The following is a 19,209-nucleotide window of genomic DNA, read 5'->3' as shown; positions in this document are numbered from 1 at the left end:
GGCTACTTGATCAAGTAGATCGTGGCGAAAAGGCCGATCCAGACGACATCGACGAAGTGCCAGTAATAGGACACGACGATGGCGGCGGTTGCCTGCTCGTGGGTGAATCTCTTGGCCGCGTACGTCCTGCCCAGGACGAACAGGAACGCGATCAGACCCCCCGTCACGTGCAGACCATGGAAGCCGGTGGTCAGATAGAACACCGAGCCGTACGGGTCCGAGGACAGCGAGATGCCGTCCTTCTTGACCAGCTCGGTGTACTCGAAGACCTGACCGCCGATGAAGATCGCACCCATCACGAAGGTCACCACGAACCACGTACGGAGCTTCTTCACGTCGCCCCGCTCGGCGGCGAAGACGCCGAGCTGGCAGGTGAGCGAGGAGAGCACCAGGATCGTGGTGTTGGCAGCCGAGAACGGGACGTTCAAGGCATGGGCCATTTCGCTCCAGTACTCCGCTCCCATCACCGATCGCAGGGTGAAGTACATCGCGAAGAGGGCCGCGAAGAACATCAGCTCGGAACTCAACCAAATGATGGTTCCGACGCTGGTGAGGTTCGGCCGATTGACCGACGGGTGCGCGTGCCCGGTTTCTACTGTCGTTGCTGTCGCCACGACCGACATTATGTCGGTCGCTTATCCCGCGCTGACCCCGGGGGGTGCCGTTCGGTGTGTCCATGCGATGTGCCCAGCTCGAACGGCCCGGCGAAGGGGCGTCATTACCCGTGCTGACATGGTGTCCGACGGAGTAGCATCCGCGGCATCGGTTCATGGCAATGACGCCCTGAAGCCCTCGCAGACACTGATGTCACGGAGGAACAATGCAGCCGACCGCCACGGTGCTGGTCTACAGCGACGACGCGAACACCCGCGAGCAGGTCCGGCTGGCAGCGGGACGCCGGCCGGCCTCCGACGTACCGCCGGTCGAGTTCCTGGAGTGCGCCACCCTGCCCGCGGTGCTCAAGCATCTGGACCGGGGCGGCATCGATGTCTGTGTGCTGGACGGAGAGACGGTCCCCGCGGGCGGCATGGGGGTCTGCCGGCAGATCAAGGACGAGATCTTCGACTGCCCGCCCGTGCTGCTGCTGATCGGCCGCCCGCAGGACGCCTGGCTGGCCACCTGGAGCCGCGCGGACGCCGCGGTGACCCTCCCGGTCGAACCGGTCGGCTTCGCGGAGGCTCTGGCCGCCCTGCTGCGCGCCAGGCTCTCCGTGGACGCCTAGGGTCTTTCGTTTGGATCAGGCCGGCTCAGGGAGCGGGGCCTGGTGGAGGGGGTCCCTCCCGTGCCGTTCAGGCTACGGGGGAGGATCGCAAGCCGGAGGGAGCCATGGCGGAGCCCTGGTGACCGACGACAACGCGGCGAGGCGCGGCCCGCCGCGGCAGCGGCTGATGTCACCGCGGGCACGCGAGCCCGGCATGATCCAAACGAGAGGCCCTAGGTCCTGCTCGGCCGGGCACACGGGCCCGGACAGAGGGCGAGGGCCGCGGGCGCCCGTACTCGGACGTCCACGGCCCTCCTCGGACCACGCGGTTCGGCTCCCGTTCCCGGGGCTCAGACGACGGGACGGAGCCTCGCCTTGTCGGCGGGGCTGCTGCCCTCCCTCGTCCCGGCCTGGAGGACGCTGCCCTCGCGCCAGTCCTCCCAGTCCACGTTCCAGTCCCCGTAGCCGTTGCCGAAGTCCTCCATGTAGTCCCCGGCGCTGTTGATGACCTGGACGATGTCGCCCTCCTGGACGGTCTCGAAGAACCAGGCGGCGTTGCCGGTGGACATGCCCACGCAGCCGTGGCTGACGTTCGCCACGCCCTGCGAGCCCACGGACCACGGCGCGGCGTGGACGTACTCCCCGCTCCAGGTGACGCGGGTGGCCCAGTAGACGGGCAGGTCGTAGCCCTCGCCACCGCCGATGCCGACGCTGGTGCCGCGCATCCGGACGAAGTACTCCTGGCCCAGGACGACCTTGATGCCGTTACGCGTCGAGAAGCCGGGCTTCCCGGTGGTCACCGGGATGCTGTTGATCTCTTCCCCGTTGACATAGACCGTCATGTAGTGCGCGCTGGCGTCGACGATGGCCTCGACCCGGTCGCCGGTCTTCATCTTGATCGGCTTGACCGCGCCGCCGTACAGCTTGTTGCTGATCTTCACACCTTCGAGCGTGCTCGACGCGGTGACGGTCCCGTTGGCGGGCCAGTAGTCCTTGGGGCGGTAGTGCAGCTCGGTCTCGTCCACCCAGTGCCAGGCGCCGCCCTCGGCGGCGGGCTGGGAGCGGACCTTGAGGGAGCGCTCGATGACGTCCCTGGCCTTCTTGGAGGTGACCGGCTCGCTGAGCGTGGCGGTGATGGGCTGGCCGACCCCGTACTCGCCGGAATCCGGTCCGAACTCGACCGTGAGCTTCTTCTTGGCGGGGCGGGTGTCGAAGGTGAGGGTCCGCAGACCGGGGGCGCCCTTCTTGCTCTCCGTGGACACCTTGACGGTGTAGCGGCTGCCGGCGGCCAGGGGCGCCGTGGAGTGCCAGCGTGTGCCGTCGGCGGCGAGCTCGCCTGCCAGGTAGTGGCCCGTCTTGTCGACGGCGGTGACGTCGGTGATCTTGCCGTCGGCCCCCGTCGAGGTGACTTCGAGGGGCTTGTCCGGGTCGGCCTTGGTCTTGCCTGCGGACATGCTGAAGGAGACCTTGCCCGTGGCGTCGGCCGGCTTCGCGGAGAGCGGGTGCTTCTCGTCACCGCTGCCGCACGCGGTCGCGCTCGCCCAGAGGGACACGACCAGCAGGGTGCAGCTCAGCACGGTGCGCAAGCGTGGCTTGTGGTTCATGATCACAAGATAGGAACGGCCGCGGCTTTTCCGCACGGCGAGAGAGGCAAACGGGGGGCCCGAGCACTCCGAATGGGAATGCTCGGGCCCCTGGTTCACTCAGCGTGCTACTGGTTCTGGTTCTCGCCCCGGTAGAACTCGAAGACCCAGCCCCAGAGACCGACCAGGATCAGGGGCAGCGAGAAGTACAGCAGCCACCAGCCGATCGCCACACCCAGGAAGGCCAGCGCGCCACCGATGGCGAGCGAGAACGGCTGCCAGCTGTGCGGGGCGAAGAACCCCACCTCGCCGGCCTCGTCCGCGACGTCGGCTTCCTTGTTGTCCTGGGCCAGGGCGTCCATCCGGCGAGCCGTGAAGGCCAGATAGAAGCCGATCATGACGCTCAGGCCGAAGGCGAGGAACAGCGCCGTCGTACCGACCGGCTCCTTCGACCAGACGCCGTAGACGACGGCGGTGGCCAGGATGAAGACGCTCAGCCAGATGAACAGCCTGCCTTGGATCTTCACTTGCCGACCTCCTTGCCGCCCACGAGGGCGGTGTCCTGCTGGCCGTCGAGCTCAAGGTGCTCCAGCGCGGCGATCTCGGGGTGGTGCAGATCGAACGCCGGCGATTCGGAACGGATCCGCGGAAGCGTGACGAAGTTATGCCGCGGCGGCGGGCAGGAAGTCGCCCATTCGAGTGAACGGCCGTAGCCCCACGGGTCGTCGACCTCGATCTTCTTGCCGTACTTGGCCGTCTTCCAGACGTTGTAGAAGAACGGCAGGACGGAGAGACCGAGGACGAACGAGCTGATCGTGGAGATGGTGTTCAGCGCGGTGAAACCGTCGGCGGCGAGATAGTCCGCGTAACGGCGCGGCATGCCCTCGGCGCCCAGCCAGTGCTGCACGAGGAAGGTGCCGTGGAAGCCGATGAACAGCGTCCAGAAGGTGATCTTCCCGAGCCGCTCGTCCAGCATCTTGCCCGTGAACTTCGGCCACCAGAAGTGGAATCCGGCGAACATCGCGAACACCACCGTGCCGAACACCACGTAGTGGAAGTGCGCCACCACGAAGTAGGAGTCGGACACGTGGAAGTCCATCGGCGGGGACGCCAGGATCACACCGGTCAGACCACCGAACACGAAGGTGATCAGGAATCCGATGGTCCACAGCATCGGCGTCTCGAAGGACAGTGAGCCCTTCCACATCGTGCCGATCCAGTTGAAGAACTTCACACCGGTGGGCACCGCGATCAGGAAGGTCATGAACGAGAAGAACGGCAACAACACACCGCCGGTCACGTACATATGGTGCGCCCACACCGTCACCGACAGGCCCGCGATCGCGATCGTCGCCGCCACCAGACCGATGTAACCGAACATCGGCTTGCGCGAGAAGACCGGAATCACTTCGGAGACGATGCCGAAGAACGGCAAGGCGATGATGTACACCTCTGGATGCCCGAAGAACCAGAACAGGTGCTGCCAGAGCAACGCTCCGCCGTTGGCGGAGTCGAAGATATGCGCACCGAACTTGCGGTCCGCCTCCAGCGCGAAGAGCGCGGCGGCCAGCACCGGGAAGGCCAGCAGGACCAGCACACCGGTCAGCAGCACGTTCCAGGTGAAGATCGGCATCCGGAACATCGTCATGCCAGGAGCGCGCATGCAGATGATCGTGGTGATGAAGTTGACCGAGCCGAGGATCGTACCGAAGCCGGAGAAGGCCAGACCCATGATCCACAGGTCCGCGCCGATACCCGGCGAACGCACCGCGTCCGACAGCGGCGAGTACGCGAACCAGCCGAAGTCCGCGGCACCCTGGGGGGTGATGAAACCGCTGACGGCGATGATCGAGCCGAAGAGGTAGAGCCAGTACGCGAACATGTTCAGCCGCGGGAACGCCACATCGGGCGCGCCGATCTGCAACGGCATGATCCAGTTCGCGAATCCGGCGAACAGCGGCGTCGCGAACATCAGCAGCATGATCGTGCCGTGCATCGTGAACGCCTGGTTGAACTGCTCGTTCGACATGATCTGCGTACCGGGACGGGCCAGTTCGGCGCGCATGAAGAGCGCCATCAGACCGCCGATGCAGAAGAACGCGAACGACGTGACCAGGTACATCGTGCCGATCGTCTTGTGATCTGTGGTGGTCAGCCACTTCACGACGACATTGCCCGGCTGCTTGCGCCGTACGGGCAGCTCGTTCTCATACGAGTCATCCGCTGCCGCGGCGGCACCCTGGGGTTCGTTGAGGATGCTCACAGTTGGTTCGTCTCCGCATTCCTGGCCGGATCCGTCTGCGCGATGCCCGACGGGATGTAGCCGTTCTGACCCTTCTTGGCCAGCTCTTCCAGGTGCTTCTGGTAGCGCTCCGGAGAGACCACCTTGACGTTGAAGAGCATCCGCGAGTGGTCGACGCCGCAGAGCTCGGCGCACTTGCCCATGAAGGTGCCCTCCCGGTTCGGGGTCACCTCGAAGGCGTTGGTGTGACCCGGGATGACGTCCTGCTTCATCAGGAACGGCACCACCCAGAAGTCGTGGATGACATCACGCGATGTCAGGATGAACCGGACCTTCTCGCCCTTGGGCAGCCACAGGGTCGGCCCCGGGTTGCCGTTCTGGGGATTGCGCTGGCCCGGGACACCGGCGTCGTAGACGCCCTCGGCACCCTTGGGGAACTGATCCGTGAACCGGCTCGGGATGGCGTCGAGCTCCGGGGGGAGCTCGTTGCCCGTGGAGGCGTCGCCGTCCACGTTCTCGATGTAGTTGAAGCCCCAGCTCCACTGGTAGCCGACCACGTTCACCGTGTGGGTCGGCTTCTCGGAGAGCGAGAGGAGCTTCGACTCGTCCCGGGCGGTGAAGTAGAACAGCACCGAGACGATGATGAGCGGGACCACGGTGTACAGCGCCTCGATGGGCATGTTGTACCGGGTCTGCGGAGGGACTTCCACCTTGGTGCGGCTGCGCCGGTGGAAGATGATGCTCCACAGGATCAGACCCCATACCAGGATGCCCGTGACGAGCGCTGCCGCCCACGAGCCCTGCCAGAGGGAGAGGATCCGGGGAGCCTCCTCCGTCACTGGGGTGGGCATTCCAAGGCGGGGGAAGTCCTTGTATGTGCAACCGGTGGCGGTCGCGAGGATCAGGCCCGCAGTCAGCACCTGCGGCAGCTTCCGCCGCATCGGGCGCCGCGACGAGCGGTCGGAGCCGTTGGGACTCACGTAGCGCCTTCCCGAGAGTCTCGCCCGCGCGGCCGGCTGCGGCCGTCTCCTGGTCGGTCGCCGACCCTGACGCGGGCAGGGGTTTGGATGTTTATGCGGACCAAACCCTACTGGACGCGATTTGGGGCCGTGCGGGGAGGGTGCCCAACGCGCCGCCCGACTCCCCGAAGGGGTGGGATCACTGGCCACGGGACCCTGGAAGCACCGCTTCCGGGGCGCTTCTGACGGCCCCTCCGGATGCACGGAACCGGCACGTCCGCGTACGCGGAACCGGCACGTCCGGGCACGCGGAAGCGGCACGTCCGCGTACGCGGAAGCAGCACGTCCGGGTACCCGCGTTAGCGTGGGGCGTGGCCTACTTCGACGTCGCTTCCTCCGCCCCGCTGCACCCCGTCGCCCGCCAGGCTCTCCAGGCTTCCCTGGACGAGGGCTGGGCCGACCCCGCCCGGCTCTACCGCGAGGGCCGGCGGGCCGCACTCCTGCTGGACGCGGCGCGCGAGGCCGCCGCCGAGGCCGTCGGCTGCCGCCCCGACGAACTGGTTTTCACTCCTTCGGGGACGTATGCGGTGCATTCCGGAATGTCGGGTGCGCTCGCGGGGCGCCGGCGTATCGGGCGGCACGCGGTGGTGTCCGCGGTGGAGCACTCCTCGGTGCTCCACGCGGCGGCGGCCCATGAGACGGCGACCGGCGGCCCGGTGACCGAGGTGCCGGTGGACCGGCTCGGCGCGGTGTCACCGGACGCGTACGCCGGGGCGCTGCGCGAGGACACGGCGCTGGCCTGCCTCCAGTCGGCCAACCACGAGGTGGGTACGGAGCAGCCGGTGGCGGCCGTCGCCGAGGCGTGCCGCAGCCGGGGCGTACCGCTGCTGGTGGACGCGGCGCAGTCGCTGGGCTGGGGCCCGGTGGAGGGCGCGTGGTCGCTGCTGACGGGGAGCGCGCACAAGTGGGGCGGCCCGCCGGGTGTCGGGCTGCTCGCCGTGCGCAAGGGTGTCCGGTTCGCTCCGCAAGGCCCGGCCGACGAGCGGGAGTCGGGGCGCGCTCCGGGGTTCCAGAACATTCCGGCCATCGTGGCCGCGGTGGCCTCCCTGCGGGCGGTACGCGCGGAGGCGGCGGACGAGGCGGTGCGGCTGCGCGCGCTGGTGGACCGGATCAGGGCGCGGGTGCCCGAGCTGGTGCCCGATGTGGAGGTGGTGGGCGATCCGGACCGCCGGCTCCCCCATCTCGTCACCTTCTCCTGTCTCTATGTCGACGGAGAGGCGCTGCTGCACGAGCTGGACCGGGCGGAGTTCTCCGTCTCCTCCGGATCGTCCTGTACGAGCAGCACACTCACCCCGAGCCATGTGCTGCGGGCGATGGGCGTGCTGTCGGAGGGGAATGTCCGGATCTCACTGCCTCTCGGGACTCCGGAGGCGGACGTGGACCGGTTCCTGGAGGTGCTGCCCTCGGTGGTGTCCGGTGTGCGCGAGCGGCTGGGCGCGCCGGGCTCCGCCGCCGGGTCCGCGGGCTCGGCGCCGTCGCTCGTGGTGGACGCGCTCGGCAAGCGGTGTCCGGTCCCGGTGATCGAGCTGGCGAAGGTGTTCGGCGGCGTACCGGTGGGCGGGACGGTGACGGTGCTCTCGGACGACGAGGCGGCGCGGCTGGACATCCCGGCGTGGTGCGAGATGCGCGGCCAGGAGTACGTGGGCGAGCGGCCGGCGGACCACGGTGTCGCCTATGTGGTCCGCCGGCTGTCGTAGCGCTCGGGCCGTACGTCAGGCCGCCAGGTGCGCCTGGACCTCGGCGGCGGCGTCATGGCCGTACGCCTTGGTGAAGCGCTCCATGAAGTGCGTCCGGCGCAGGGTGTACTCCTGGGTGCCGACGGTCTCGATGACGAGGGTCGCGAGCATGCAGCCGATCTGGGCCGCGCGCTCCAGGCCGACGCCCCAGGAGAGGCCCGAGAGGAACCCGGCGCGGAAGGCGTCGCCGACGCCCGTCGGGTCGGCCTTGGTCTCCTCCTCGGGGCAGCCGACGATGATCGGCTCCTCGCCCACGCGGTCGATACGGACGCCGTTCTTGCCCAGCGTCGTGACGCGGTGGCCGACGCGGGAGAGGATCTCGGCGTCGGACCAGCCGGTCTTGGACTCGATGAGCCCCTTCTCGTACTCGTTCGAGAAGAGGTACGTGGCGCCGTCGAGCAGGGTGCGGATCTCGTCCGAGCCCATGCGCGCGATCTGCTGCGAGAAGTCCGCGGCGAACGGGATCCCGCGCGTACGGCACTCCTCGGTGTGGCGGAGCATGCCCTCGGGGTCGTCCGCGCCGATCAGCACCAGGTCCAGGCCGCCGACGCGGTCGGCGACCTTCTTCAGCTCGATCAGCCGGGCCTCGCTCATCGCGCCCGTGTAGAAGGAGCCGATCTGGTTGTGGTCGGCGTCCGTCGTGCAGACGAAACGGGCCGTGTGGAGGACCTCGGAGATACGGACCGACGCGGTGTCGACCCCGTGGCGGTCCAGCCAGGCGCGGTACTCGTCGAAGTCCGATCCGGCCGCGCCGACCAGGATGGGAGCGGTGCCCAGCTGGCCCATGCCGAAGCAGATGTTCGCTCCGACACCACCCCTGCGCACATCGAGGTTGTCGACCAGGAAGGAGAGGGAGACCGTGTGGAGCTGCTCGGCGACCAGCTGGTCGGCGAAGCGGCCTGGGAAGGTCATCAGATGGTCGGTGGCGATGGAGCCGGTGACTGCGATTCGCACGGCGTGAACGCTCCTGATGAGGAGAACGGTTGACAGTTCACGCTATCGGGTCGGCGGCGGCCTTCCTAAGCTCATGAAATACCCGATAGTGGGGCTTTCTTCGCGAACCGGGCGGTCATACGGTGCGGTTGAGCCGAACCGGGCGGCCGGTTCCGGGCACCCGGTCGGCGTACTCCGTGGAACCGCGCGCTCCCCCGCTCCGTCCCACCGGCGGCAGGGAACGACCCGGGAACGATCCAGAGCCGAAGGAGCGCAGCGGTGACCAGTACGAAGCGGCCCCAGGAGAGCACAGCAGGCGGCGGCGACGCCGAACGCCCACGCCGGCGGCGTTCCCCGCTCGCCGTCACCACGGTGGCGGCGGCGGTACTGATCGCCGGGGGCGGTGGCGCGTACGTCGCCACGAGCGCCTCCGGCGACGGTACGGCGGGGAGCGGCGGGCCGCCGCCGCTGGCCCTCGACAACGCGGCGAACGCGTCCGGTCCTGGATCCGGACCCCGGACCGGCGCCTCCGATCCCCCCGGCATCGCGCCGGGCGAGCCGGATCCGAGCGGGGTCACCTACCGCGCGAAGGGCTCGCTGCCCGACGGCCCCGCGACGGCCCATGTCCACCGCACGAGCGGAGAGGTCGCGTCGGCGGATGTGGCCCGGCTGGCGGAGGCGCTGGGCGTGCCAGGCACGCCGCGCGCGGACGGGACGGTCTGGAAGGTCGGTACGGAGAAGGACGGTTCGGGTCCGCTGCTCCGTGTCGCCAAGCAGGCGCCGGGCACCTGGACGTTCGACCGGTACGGCCCTTCGGGCAGTGACAACTGTCTCAAGGGAAAGAGCTGCCCGAGCACAGGCGGCGGCCCCGGGGACGCGGCCGGGGGTGACGCCGTGAGCGAGGCGGCGGCGAAGCGGGCGGCGGCTCCGGTGCTGAAGGCGCTGGGCCAGGAGAAGGCCGCGCTGGACGCCCGCCAGCTGATGGGCGCGATCCGGGTGGTGAACGCGGACCCGGTGGTCGGCGGGCTGCCCACCTATGGCTGGTCCACCGGGATCCAGGTGGGCGCCGACGGGCAAGTGACGGGCGGCACCGGCCGGTTGAAGGCACCCGAGCAGAGCGACGCGTATCCGGTCATCAGCGCGGACGAGGCGCTGAAGGAGCTGAACGCGTCGGGCGACACCACCGGCCGTGGCCGCATCGGCGGCTGCGCGACCCCGGCGCCGCTGGAGGGCGGGACGTCGCCGGAGGGCGGGAAGCCCTCGGCTCCGTGCACGCCGGGGAACGCCCCCGAGGCGGAGCCGATGGTGGTCGAGAAGGCGGTCTTCGGGCTGGCGATGCTGTCCGTGGACGGGCGCGGGGCTCTCGTACCGTCCTGGCTGTTCGAGGTGGTACCGGGCGGGGACGCCATGCCGTACACGGTCACGCAGACCGCGGTCGCTCCGGAGTTCCTGACGAAGCCGGGGACGAAGCCCGGGACGAAGCCGGCGCCCGAGCGGCCGGAGGCACGGCCGGGCGAGAAGTCGCCGGGCAAGCAGGTCACCTCGTACAGCACCGAGGGGCGGTCGCTGGTGCTGCACTTCTGGGGCGGTGTGTGCGGTACGTACACGGCGTCGGCGGACGAGAGCGGTACGGCGGTGAAGGTGAGGCTGACCGAGTCGAGCCCGGAGCCGGGGACGGCCTGTGTGGCGATGGCCAAGGCCCAGACGGCGAAGGTGACGCTGGACAAGCCGCTGGGCGACCGGCGGGTGGTGGAGTCGACGACGGGCGACCCGCTGCCGTTGAAGTCCTGAGACGCGGTCCCGGGACGAGACCCCGGCACCCGACACCTGCGACACCCGAGACCTGCGACACCTGCGACATCTGACACGCGCGAACGAGAGGCGGCGGCCCCGGTGGATTCCGGGGGCGCCGCCTCTCGTTCGCGTGCTGTCCCAGCGGTCCAGCTGGTCCGAGCGGTCCAGCTGGTCCCAGCGGTCTAGCTGAAGGAGTCCCCGCAGGCGCAAGAGCCCGTCGCGTTCGGGTTGTCGATCGTGAAGCCCTGCTTCTCGATGGTGTCGACGAAGTCGATGGAGGCGCCGCCCAGGTACGGGGCGCTCATCCGGTCGGTGACGACCTTGACGCCGTCGAAGTCCTTGACGACATCGCCGTCGAGCGAGCGCTCGTCGAAGAACAGCTGGTAGCGGAGGCCGGAGCAGCCACCGGGCTGTACGGCGACGCGCAGTGCGAGGTCGTCCCGGCCTTCCTGGTCCAGCAGGGCCTTGACCTTGCCCGCGGCGGCGTCGGACAGGAGGATGCCGTCGCTCACGGTGGTGGTCTCGTCCGATACGGACATCTGCTTCTCTCCCGGGTTGTACGGACTGCTTGCCGACAGTGCAACCGGCTCGGCCGCGGATTCATTCCGGGCCCTGGCGCGTGTCGTTTCCCTTCTTCATGCTCGCACACCGGCCCGCGATGCGGCAGCGGGCGTTCCCCGGGGGCTGCGTCACGACCGCGACGGGGCTCCGACGGGGCACCGGCGGAGTTCCGTCAGAGTTCCGGCAGGGCTCCACCCGGGGAATGCGTCACATCGACACTATCGCCATCGTCAAAGTGACGTGAACCGGTTATGATAGATAGCGTCAATTAGACGAAAAGGCTCGTCTGCAGAGAAGAAAGGGTGCGTGACGTGACCACCGCCCAACCCCGTCAGGATCTCGCCGTCCAGCCGACGCCCCTCGCCCTGCTGCTGCTCGGCCGCGAGGCCGACCCGCGCAGCGAGCGAGGCGTGGAGTGTCCGGGCGACCTGCCCTCCCCGTCCGACCCGGACCTGGTGGAGCGCGCCCGCGCGGCGAAGGAGAAGCTCGGGGACAAGGTCTTCGTCCTCGGCCACCACTACCAGCGTGACGAGGTCATCCAGTTCGCGGATGTCACCGGCGACTCCTTCAAGCTGGCCAGGGACGCGGCGGCGCGGCCCGACGCCGAGTACATCGTCTTCTGCGGCGTGCACTTCATGGCGGAGTCCGCGGACATCCTGACCGGCGACGACCAGAAGGTCGTCCTGCCCGACCTGGCCGCGGGCTGCTCGATGGCCGACATGGCCACCGCCGAGCAGGTCGCGGAGTGCTGGGACGTACTGACCGAGGCCGGCATAGCCGAGCGGGTCGTCCCCGTCTCGTACATGAACTCCTCGGCCGACATCAAGGCCTTCACCGGCAAGCACGGCGGCACGATCTGTACATCCTCCAACGCCGAGCGCGCCCTGAACTGGGCGTTCGAGCAGGGCGACAAGGTGCTCTTCCTGCCCGACCAGCACCTGGGGCGCAACACCGCGGTGCGGGATCTGGGGATGTCGCTGGAGGACTGCGTCCTGTACAACCCGCACAAGCCGAACGGCGGCCTCACGGAACAGGAGCTGCGCGACGCGAAGATGATCCTGTGGCGCGGCCACTGCTCGGTGCACGGACGCTTCTCGCTGGACTCCGTCCGCGACGTACGGGAGCGGATCCCGGGCGTGAACGTGCTGGTGCACCCGGAGTGCAAGCACGAGGTCGTGGCGGCGGCGGACTACGTCGGCTCGACGGAGTACATCATCAAGGCGCTGGAGGCGGCCCCGGCCGGCTCGAAGTGGGCGATCGGCACGGAGCTGAACCTCGTACAGCGGCTGGCGAACCGTTTCGCCGCCGAGGACAAGGAGATCGTGTTCCTCGATCGCACGGTCTGCTTCTGCTCGACGATGAACCGGATCGATCTGCCGCACCTGGTGTGGACGCTGGAGTCACTGGCCGAGGGCAACGAGGTCAACCGCATCCAGGTCGACAAGGAGACGGCGGACTTCGCGCAGCTGGCGCTGGAACGGATGCTGGCACTGCCGTAGCCGCGCGGGGGCCGGGCCCCCGCGCAGGGGCCCGCTCCCGCGCCGGTACCGGCCGGTGCCGCCGAGGAGCGGTACCGGCCGGTCGGGGCGGTGGTGCGTCTGCCGGCCGCCCGACGGCCCGGCCTTACTTCAGATGCCGGCCGAAGAACCGGTTCCCGTCCTCCGCCTCGAACCACGGAGTGCCGGTGTGCCCGCCCAGATTGGCGTGCAGCGTCTTTTCCTTGGTGCCGAAGGCGTCGAACAGGTCCAGGGCCCGCTGCCGGGGGTTCCCTTCGTCGTCCCACTGCAGCAGGAACAGCAGCGGAATGGTGACCTGCCGGGCCTCCTCGCGTTGGGCGCGGGGCACGAAACCCCCGGCGAAGAGACCGGCGGCCGCGATGCGCGGCTCGGCCACCGCCAGCCGGATGCCGACGGCGGTCCACCCCGAGTACCCGACCGGGCCGCCGATCTCGGGCAGTGCGAGGAGGGCGTCCAGGGTGGTCCGCCATTCCGGGACCGCCCCTTCGACCAGCGGGCCGACGAGGGACTCGAAGATCTCATCGACCGGCTCACCGGCCCGCATCGCCCGGCGGAGGTCGGCGCGGGTCTGCTCGTCGGCGGGGGAACGGGGCCGGTCACCGCACCCGGCGGCGTCGATGGTCGCCACCGCGTAGCCGTACGCCGCGGATCGCCGGGCTCGGGCCACCAGCCGGGACTCCCCCTTGGGCAGGCCGTTGTTGTGGGCCATCAGGATCAGCGGGGCCGGTTCTGATCCGGGCGTCCACAGGGTGCCGGGGATCTCGCCGAGGATGAACTCGCGCTCGAGGACGCCGTCGTCGAGGCGCTGTTCGGAAGTGAATCGCATGGTCGTGCCTTTCGGGAGTGCTCAGAGCGGCGCTCCCGGACGACCTATCGCCCGGCCGTGACCCCGCAGGGGAGCACCCATGTCGATACAGCGTTCACGGGTACCACCTCCTCGTTCTCTCGCACGGCCTCCGGGAACGTAGCAGCGGCCACCGCGGTCCGCCAACGGGTTTTCACGGAGGCTCCGAGGCCGGACGCCGCCTCACCGCATAGGTCACGGTCCTGGGCGTTCCCGGCCGGACCGGTGTGACTGACGGTCTTGTCCCGGACGGGCATGGAGGCCGCCGCTCCCGGAGTCAGGTCGGGCGAAGTAGTCCTCCGCATCTTCCTGGTCGCCGGTCATCAGGCTGGAGAGGGCCTGGGACTCGTTCTTCCCGAGGAAATAGGCCCCGGTGTGGTGCAGATAGAAGAAACGCCCGGTCTCGTCCAGCAAAACGATCCCGTTCTCGGACGTTTCCCAGCCGACGGGGAAGAGCCGCTGCCCGAGATTTCCCGCGAGTGCGACGATCAACTCCGCGTCCCCGTCGTAACCGAATGTGGGGTCTGCCCGGAACTTCCTCTCGGGTGCCAAGGGAACGGGGAACTCCAGCCCGACGAAGGCCGAGACGAATCGGAAGACCTCTTCCCACGGTTGCAGCGGGAAGCCCTGCCCATGGGAGTTGCGGACGCGGATGGCGATGAGACGCCCGGCCTCGTCCACGTTCTCGCGCCCCGGGTACCAGCCGTTGGCCCGCAGCCACTCGTCCAGCTTCGCCTCAGGGAGCGGTGATTTCATCGTCGTCCCTCTCTGGCGGAAACAGTGCTCAACTGTGCACGTCGTTCCCCAGAGCTTCCACAGCGGGGTCGCACCTCCGGCAGGGCGGTAGAGACGAACCGTGCCCGTCGGGCGTGGTCCCCGCCAGGCTCGGGGGCGTCCCGCTCGATTGCGGGGCGTCCCCCATGTCGTCTACCGTCTCCTATGTTCGTCAGCCGCCCAGGCGTTTCGAGCACGGCCGTCGCGCCGTGTTCCGCCCGAGGGGCGGTTCCCGGAGCCGTGGTGCGTTCTTCTGTGCCGTTCCGCTCCAGCAATCCCCTTGTGTTCCCGGTCGATTCACCGTCTCCTCCGCACCGGAACGAAGAGGTTGCCGCCCCATGCCCCTTTCACACCGCCGCTCCCGCTCCCGGCTCACCGTCGCGCTCGTACTGCTCTGTTTCGTCGGTCCGTTGTCGACGGACATGTATCTGCCGGCCTTTCCCCTGATGACCGCGGAGCTGGGGACCGACGCGTCCGGGGTGCAGGTGACGCTGACCTCGTTCCTGGGCGGGATGACGGCCGGTCATCTCGTGTTCGGGCCGCTCTCCGACCGGTACGGGCGACGGGGGCCGCTGCTCGCGGGGGCGGCCGTGTGTGCCGTGGCCACCGCGTTGTGCGCGGTCGCGCCGGGGCTCGGCTGGCTGGTCGTGCTGCGCTTCGTGGCCGGGTTCAGCGGGGCCGCGGGGGTCGTGATCGGGCGGGCGGTCGTCACGGATGTCGCCCAAGGGGCCGCGGCGGCGCGGCTGTTCGGGATTTTGATGACCCTGTCCGGGACGGCGCCGGTGCTCGCGCCGCTCGCGGGCGGCGCCGTGCTCGGGGCGGCCGGCTGGCGGGGCGTGTTCTGGCTGCTCGCCGGGGTCGCGCTGCTGGTCACGGCGGCCGTGGTGGTCGCCGTACCGGAAAGCCTGCCGCCGTCGCGGCGGCGGACGGGCAGCGGCGGGGAGCTGTTCCGTACGGCACGGGAGGTCGCGGGCGACCGCCCGTACGCCGGCTACAGCCTCGCGTACGCCTTCGCCTTCGGGACGCTGTTCTGCTACGTCGCCGGGTCGCCGTTCCTGCTCCAGAACGTACTGGGGCTGGGCGTCGGCGTCTCGTCCGTGACGTTCGCGGGCGGCGCCGTGTGCACCGCGCTGGCCGGGGCGGTGAGCGCGCGGTCGGCGGGCCGGATCGGCCCGGAGCGGCTGTTGCGTACGGGGGTGCGCACCGTGCTCGCCGGCACCGTGTCGCTGCTCGCCGCCGCCGTGGCGGGCGGACTGACGGTGGCCGGCTGTCTGGTCTCGATGGCGGTGGTGTGCGGCGGCCTGGGCCTGGTCCTCACGAACGCGACGTCCTTGGCGCTCGCCCGGGTCCCGGCCGCGGCGGGCACGGGCTCGGCGCTGCTCGGTACGGCGCAGAGCGCGCTGGGGGCGGTGGTGGCGCCGCTGGCGGGGCTCGGCGGAGCGGACACGGCGGTGCCGCTGTTCACGGTGATGACGGCGTGCGGCGTGGGGGCGGTGACGGCGGCGGGATGGGCGGGGCGGGCGGGAGCGCGGGTCCCGGCCGCCGGGTAGCCACCGACGAGCCATCGGCCGCATCCGCACCTGCACCCGCACACAGCGATGCCCCGGGGCGGCCCGATCCTCGCGGCCACCCCGGGGCATCCCCCGGTCAGTCCCTCAGTACCTCAGTACCTCAGTACGTCGGAAGTACCTCCGTGCGTCGGAACTCAGACGTTCGCCGGTTCCGGTTCGCGCTGCGACTCCGGCGCCGGGGTGTCGTTCCGCTTGGCGTGCCGCTTCGCCGCCTTCTTCTTCGCCCGGCGTTCCTTCCGCAGCTCCACCATCGCGTACAGCGTCGGCACGAGCAGCAGCGTCAGCAGCGTCGACGACAGCAGGCCGCCGATCACCACGACCGCCAGCGGCTGCCCGATGAAGCCGCCCTCGCCGGTGACGCCCAGTGCCATCGGGAGCAGCGCGAAGATCGTCGCCAGCGCCGTCATCAGGATCGGGCGGAGCCGGTGACGGCCACCCTCGATGATGGCCTCCACCACGCCCAGACCCTGCGACCGGTACTGGTTGATCAGGTCGATCAGCACGATCGCGTTGGTCACCACGATGCCGATCAGCATCAGCATGCCGATCATCGCCGGGACGCCCATCGCCGTACCGGTCAGGACCAGCAGGCCGATCGCGCCGGTGGCCGCGAAGGGGACGGAAACCAGCAGGATCAGCGGCTGGATCAGCGAGCGGAAGGTCGCGACCAGGACCATGAAGACGATCGCGATGGCCGCCAGCATGGCGAGAGCCAGCTGTCCGAAGGCGTCGTCCTGGTCCTGCGAGACACCGCCGATGGTCGCGGTCGCGCCCGCCGGCAGATCCAGGGCGTCGATCTCCGACTGGAGCGAGACGCTGACCGCGCCGGTGTTGTCACCGATCGGCCGTGCCGTGATCGTCGCGGCCCGCGAGCCGTCGATGCGGGTCATCGAGACCGGGCCGGGGACCAGCTTCACGTCCGCGATCTGACCGAGCTTCACCGGGCCCAGGGGCAGGTTCTTCAGCTCGGAGATCGTCTTGGCCGGCTTGGCCGACGTGACGACGACATCGCGCTCGGTGTCGTCCAGGACCGCCTTGCCCGAGGTGGTGCCGCGTACCGCCTGGGAGACCGCGAGACCGAGCGTGGTGTCGTTGAACCCGGCCGCGGCGGCCTTGGAGTTGGCCTTGACCGAGATGCGCGGGACGGACTGCGAGAGGTCGCTCTGTACGTCGGTGACGTCGTCGAGCTTCGCTACGGCGGCCTGGACCTGGTCCGCGGCCTTGCGGAGGGTGTCCGCCTCGGACGCCTTGACGACGACGCTCAGGTCCTGGCTGCCGAAGCCGCCGCCCGCGCCGATCGTCGTCTCGCCGATGCCGTCGACCCCGGCCAGCTCCTTCTCGATGCGGTCCTGCGTCTTCTCGTAGGTCGCGGAGTCCTTCAGGGTCACCTGGTACGACGCCTGGTTGGCGCCCGTACCGCCGCCGAAGGCCGCCATGAAGCCGGAGGAGCCGACGGTGACCTGGTAGTCCTTGATCTCCTCGATGCCGGAGAGGACCTTCTCGACCTTCTTCGCGGAGGCGTCGGCCGACTCCAGGCTGGTGCCCGGGGCCAGCTCCTGCTTGATGGAGAGGACTTCCTGGTCGCCCTGGTCGAAGAAGTTGGTCTTGAGCAGCGGCGCCATGCCGAACGTACCGAGCAGGACGACGATCGCGATGACCACGCTGGTGATGCGGCGGCGGGTCGCGAAGCGCAGCACCGGTACGTACAGCCGCTGGAGCCTGCTGCGGTCCTCCTTCTCCTCGGCCAGGCGGCGGGCCTCCTCGGGGCTGACCCCGACGGCGGCCTTCGGCGCGCGCAGGAACCAGTACGAGAGCACCGGGACGACGGTCAGCGAGACGAGCAGGGACGCGAGCAGCGCCGCCGTCACCGTCAGCGAGAACGAGCCGAACAGCTCGCCGACCATGCCGCCGGTCAGACCGATCGGCAGGAACACCGCGACGGTGGTGAGCGTGGAGGCGGTGACCGCTCCCGCGACCTCCTTGACCGCGGTGAGGATGGCGCCCTCGCGCTCCTCGCCGTAGGCCAGGTGCCGCTTGATGTTCTCCAGGACGACGATCGAGTCGTCGACCACGCGGCCGATCGCGATGGTCAGCGCGCCGAGGGTGAGCACGTTGAGCGACAGGTCGCGCGTCCACAGCACGATCAGCGCCAGGACGATGGAGAGCGGGATGGAGACGGCGGTGACGATGGTGGAGCGGAGCGAGGCCAGGAAGACCAGGATCACGATCACGGCGAAGACGAGACCGAGCGCGCCCTCGGTGGTCAGTCCGGAGATCGACTTGGAGACGGCCGGGCCCTGGTCGCTGACGACGGTGAGGGTGGAGCCGGAGCCGAGGTCCTTGCGGAGGTCGGGCAGCTTGTCCTTGACGGCGTCCGAGACGGCGACGGCGCTGCCGTCCTTGTCCATGGTGGCCGAGACGGCGAGGCTGGGCTTGCCGTCCGTCCGGGTCAGCGAGGTCGCGGCGGCCGGCTTCTGCTCGACGGTGGCGATGTCACCGAGGCGTACCGGGGAGGGAGCGTCGGCGGAACCGCCCGCGCCGCCCGCGGCAGCCTGGGGCAGTACCCGCAGGTCCTCGATCTGCTTCAGCGAGGTGAACCCGCCGCCGACCTGGACCGTACGGCTCTTGCCGTCCTCGGAGAACGCACCGGCGGGGAAGGTGGCACCGCCGGCCTTCAGCGCCTCGGAGAGCGCCATGGTGTTGAGGCCCGCGGCGGCGAGCTTCTTGTCGTCGGGGGTGACGGCGACCTGGAGGTCGCGCACACCGTCGACGGTGACCTGCGCGACGCCGGAGATGTCCTCCAGGGCGGGGACGACCGTACGGTCCAGCTGATCGGCGAGCGCCTGCTGGTCCTTGTCGGAGGTGACGGCGAGGACGACGGTCGGGAGGTCGTCCGTCGAGCCGGCCACGACCTGCGGGTCGACGTCGGCGGGGAGCTGGGAGCGCACGCGGTTGACGGCCTGCTGGACGTCCGCGACGAGCTGCTTGGTGCCCGCGTCCCCGAAGTCGAAGCTGGCCATGACGACGGCGCTGCCCTCGCTGGCCGTGGAGGTGATGCCGCTGATGCCGTCGACCGTCTTGATGGAGTTCTCGAGCGGTTCGACGACCTGCTTCTCGACCACATCGGGGGAGGCACCCTGGTACGGGGCGATCACCGACACCATGGGGAGTTCGATGGAGGGCAGGAGCTGCTGCTTGAGCTGCGGTATCGCGATGGCTCCGAAGACGATCGCGATGATCGACATCAGCCCTATCAGGGCCCGTTGCGCGAGGCTGAATCTTGACAGCCAGGACATTGGGTGTCTCTCTTCTGTGGTGTGCGCGGCAGGTGGACACGGCGGCTCGGCCACGGAGGGGCGCTGCGGCGCCTCCGCGGATGGGCACGACGGCCCCTCTATACGATCGGCCATCGGCGGGGGCCGATGTGTAGACCG

Annotated in this window: 15 protein-coding genes; 5 read left to right on the top strand and 10 right to left on the bottom strand. The window is 69.5% G+C overall.

The window, feature by feature from the left end; genetic code table 11:
- Positions 1-2: 2 nt before the first annotated feature.
- Complete coding sequence (locus ACIOGX_RS09050; RefSeq protein ID WP_129769788.1) at positions 3-623, bottom strand: heme-copper oxidase subunit III; 621 nt, start codon at positions 621-623, stop codon at positions 3-5.
- A 197-nt stretch (positions 624-820) separates the two neighbouring features.
- On the opposite strand from ACIOGX_RS09050, the gene ACIOGX_RS09045 reads away from it, so the two are divergent.
- A complete protein-coding gene (locus tag ACIOGX_RS09045; RefSeq protein ID WP_356507143.1) occupies positions 821-1,222 on the top strand; it encodes a hypothetical protein in 402 nt (133 codons plus the stop codon).
- Positions 1,223-1,551: 329 nt separating this feature from the next.
- On the opposite strand, the gene ACIOGX_RS09040 is transcribed toward ACIOGX_RS09045, so the two are convergent.
- The 4 genes from ACIOGX_RS09040 to coxB all read right to left on the bottom strand — a co-directional run bounded on the left by ACIOGX_RS09040 (position 1,552) and on the right by coxB (position 6,006).
- Entirely contained in the window at positions 1,552-2,805 is a 1,254-nt protein-coding gene (locus ACIOGX_RS09040; RefSeq protein WP_382528630.1) for an Ig-like domain-containing protein, read from the bottom strand.
- 107 nt (positions 2,806-2,912) lie between these two features.
- Positions 2,913-3,311, bottom strand: a complete 399-nt coding sequence (locus ACIOGX_RS09035) for a cytochrome c oxidase subunit 4 (protein WP_129769791.1) — start codon at positions 3,309-3,311, stop codon at positions 2,913-2,915.
- Positions 3,308-5,047: a cytochrome c oxidase subunit I gene (gene ctaD / locus ACIOGX_RS09030; RefSeq protein ID WP_356507139.1), complete on the bottom strand. Its 1,740-nt coding sequence runs from the start codon at positions 5,045-5,047 to the stop codon at positions 3,308-3,310. Before ctaD ends, ACIOGX_RS09035 begins: the two co-directional genes overlap by 4 nt.
- The gene (gene coxB, locus ACIOGX_RS09025; RefSeq protein WP_356507137.1) at positions 5,044-6,006 is read right to left on the bottom strand and encodes a cytochrome c oxidase subunit II; all 963 of its coding nucleotides are present in this window, start codon (positions 6,004-6,006) and stop codon (positions 5,044-5,046) included. The genes ctaD and coxB overlap by 4 nt, the downstream gene beginning before the upstream one ends.
- 350 nt (positions 6,007-6,356) lie before the next feature.
- On the opposite strand from coxB, the gene ACIOGX_RS09020 reads away from it, so the two are divergent.
- On the top strand, positions 6,357-7,742 hold the full coding sequence (locus tag ACIOGX_RS09020; RefSeq protein WP_401763037.1) for a cysteine desulfurase/sulfurtransferase TusA family protein: 1,386 nt from the start codon (positions 6,357-6,359) through the stop codon (positions 7,740-7,742).
- Between the two features lie 15 nt (positions 7,743-7,757).
- Here the strand turns inward: ACIOGX_RS09020 and ACIOGX_RS09015 are convergent, their stop codons facing one another.
- Positions 7,758-8,735 (bottom strand): carbohydrate kinase family protein, encoded by a 978-nt coding sequence (locus ACIOGX_RS09015; RefSeq protein ID WP_356507133.1) that lies wholly within the window; start codon positions 8,733-8,735, stop codon positions 7,758-7,760.
- A gap of 258 nt (positions 8,736-8,993) precedes the next feature.
- On the opposite strand from ACIOGX_RS09015, the gene ACIOGX_RS09010 reads away from it, so the two are divergent.
- On the top strand, positions 8,994-10,505 hold the full coding sequence (locus ACIOGX_RS09010; RefSeq protein WP_401911521.1) for a hypothetical protein: 1,512 nt from the start codon (positions 8,994-8,996) through the stop codon (positions 10,503-10,505).
- Between the two features lie 185 nt (positions 10,506-10,690).
- Here the strand turns inward: ACIOGX_RS09010 and ACIOGX_RS09005 are convergent, their stop codons facing one another.
- Entirely contained in the window at positions 10,691-11,047 is a 357-nt protein-coding gene (locus tag ACIOGX_RS09005; protein ID WP_329826308.1) for an iron-sulfur cluster assembly accessory protein, read from the bottom strand.
- A gap of 333 nt (positions 11,048-11,380) precedes the next feature.
- Between ACIOGX_RS09005 and nadA the strand changes: the two genes are divergently transcribed.
- Complete coding sequence (gene nadA / locus ACIOGX_RS09000; RefSeq protein ID WP_129769797.1) at positions 11,381-12,568, top strand: quinolinate synthase NadA; 1,188 nt, start codon at positions 11,381-11,383, stop codon at positions 12,566-12,568.
- A gap of 124 nt (positions 12,569-12,692) precedes the next feature.
- Here the strand turns inward: nadA and ACIOGX_RS08995 are convergent, their stop codons facing one another.
- Together ACIOGX_RS08995 and ACIOGX_RS08990 are read right to left on the bottom strand one after the other, a co-directional pair.
- Positions 12,693-13,412, bottom strand: coding sequence for a dienelactone hydrolase family protein (locus tag ACIOGX_RS08995; protein WP_401911517.1), 720 nt, complete (start codon positions 13,410-13,412; stop codon positions 12,693-12,695).
- Positions 13,413-13,625: 213 nt separating this feature from the next.
- The gene (locus ACIOGX_RS08990) at positions 13,626-14,186 is read right to left on the bottom strand and encodes an SUKH-3 domain-containing protein (RefSeq protein WP_401911514.1); all 561 of its coding nucleotides are present in this window, start codon (positions 14,184-14,186) and stop codon (positions 13,626-13,628) included.
- A 356-nt stretch (positions 14,187-14,542) separates the two neighbouring features.
- Between ACIOGX_RS08990 and ACIOGX_RS08985 the strand changes: the two genes are divergently transcribed.
- Entirely contained in the window at positions 14,543-15,754 is a 1,212-nt protein-coding gene (locus ACIOGX_RS08985) for a multidrug effflux MFS transporter (protein ID WP_401911511.1), read from the top strand.
- Positions 15,755-15,909: 155 nt separating this feature from the next.
- Here the strand turns inward: ACIOGX_RS08985 and ACIOGX_RS08980 are convergent, their stop codons facing one another.
- Entirely contained in the window at positions 15,910-19,071 is a 3,162-nt protein-coding gene (locus tag ACIOGX_RS08980) for an efflux RND transporter permease subunit (protein WP_401911508.1), read from the bottom strand.
- Positions 19,072-19,209: the final 138 nt, after the last annotated feature.

Origin of the sequence: Streptomyces sp. NPDC088147, assembly GCF_044741565.1 — a bacterium.
In the GTDB taxonomy this organism is placed as follows: Bacteria; Actinomycetota; Actinomycetes; order Streptomycetales; family Streptomycetaceae; genus Streptomyces.
This window is presented reverse-complemented; position numbering and strand designations above follow the sequence as displayed.

Coding starts and splice junctions, on each gene's coding strand:
- ACIOGX_RS09050 (WP_129769788.1), bottom strand. CDS start 623: ATGTCGGTCGTGGCGACAGCAACGACAGTAGAAACCGGGCACGCGCAC.
- ACIOGX_RS09045 (WP_356507143.1), top strand. CDS start 821: ATGCAGCCGACCGCCACGGTGCTGGTCTACAGCGACGACGCGAACACC.
- ACIOGX_RS09040 (WP_382528630.1), bottom strand. CDS start 2,805: ATGAACCACAAGCCACGCTTGCGCACCGTGCTGAGCTGCACCCTGCTG.
- ACIOGX_RS09005 (WP_329826308.1), bottom strand. CDS start 11,047: ATGTCCGTATCGGACGAGACCACCACCGTGAGCGACGGCATCCTCCTG.
- ACIOGX_RS08995 (WP_401911517.1), bottom strand. CDS start 13,412: ATGCGATTCACTTCCGAACAGCGCCTCGACGACGGCGTCCTCGAGCGC.
- ACIOGX_RS08990 (WP_401911514.1), bottom strand. CDS start 14,186: ATGAAATCACCGCTCCCTGAGGCGAAGCTGGACGAGTGGCTGCGGGCC.
- ACIOGX_RS08985 (WP_401911511.1), top strand. CDS start 14,543: ATGCCCCTTTCACACCGCCGCTCCCGCTCCCGGCTCACCGTCGCGCTC.
- ACIOGX_RS08980 (WP_401911508.1), bottom strand. CDS start 19,071: ATGTCCTGGCTGTCAAGATTCAGCCTCGCGCAACGGGCCCTGATAGGG.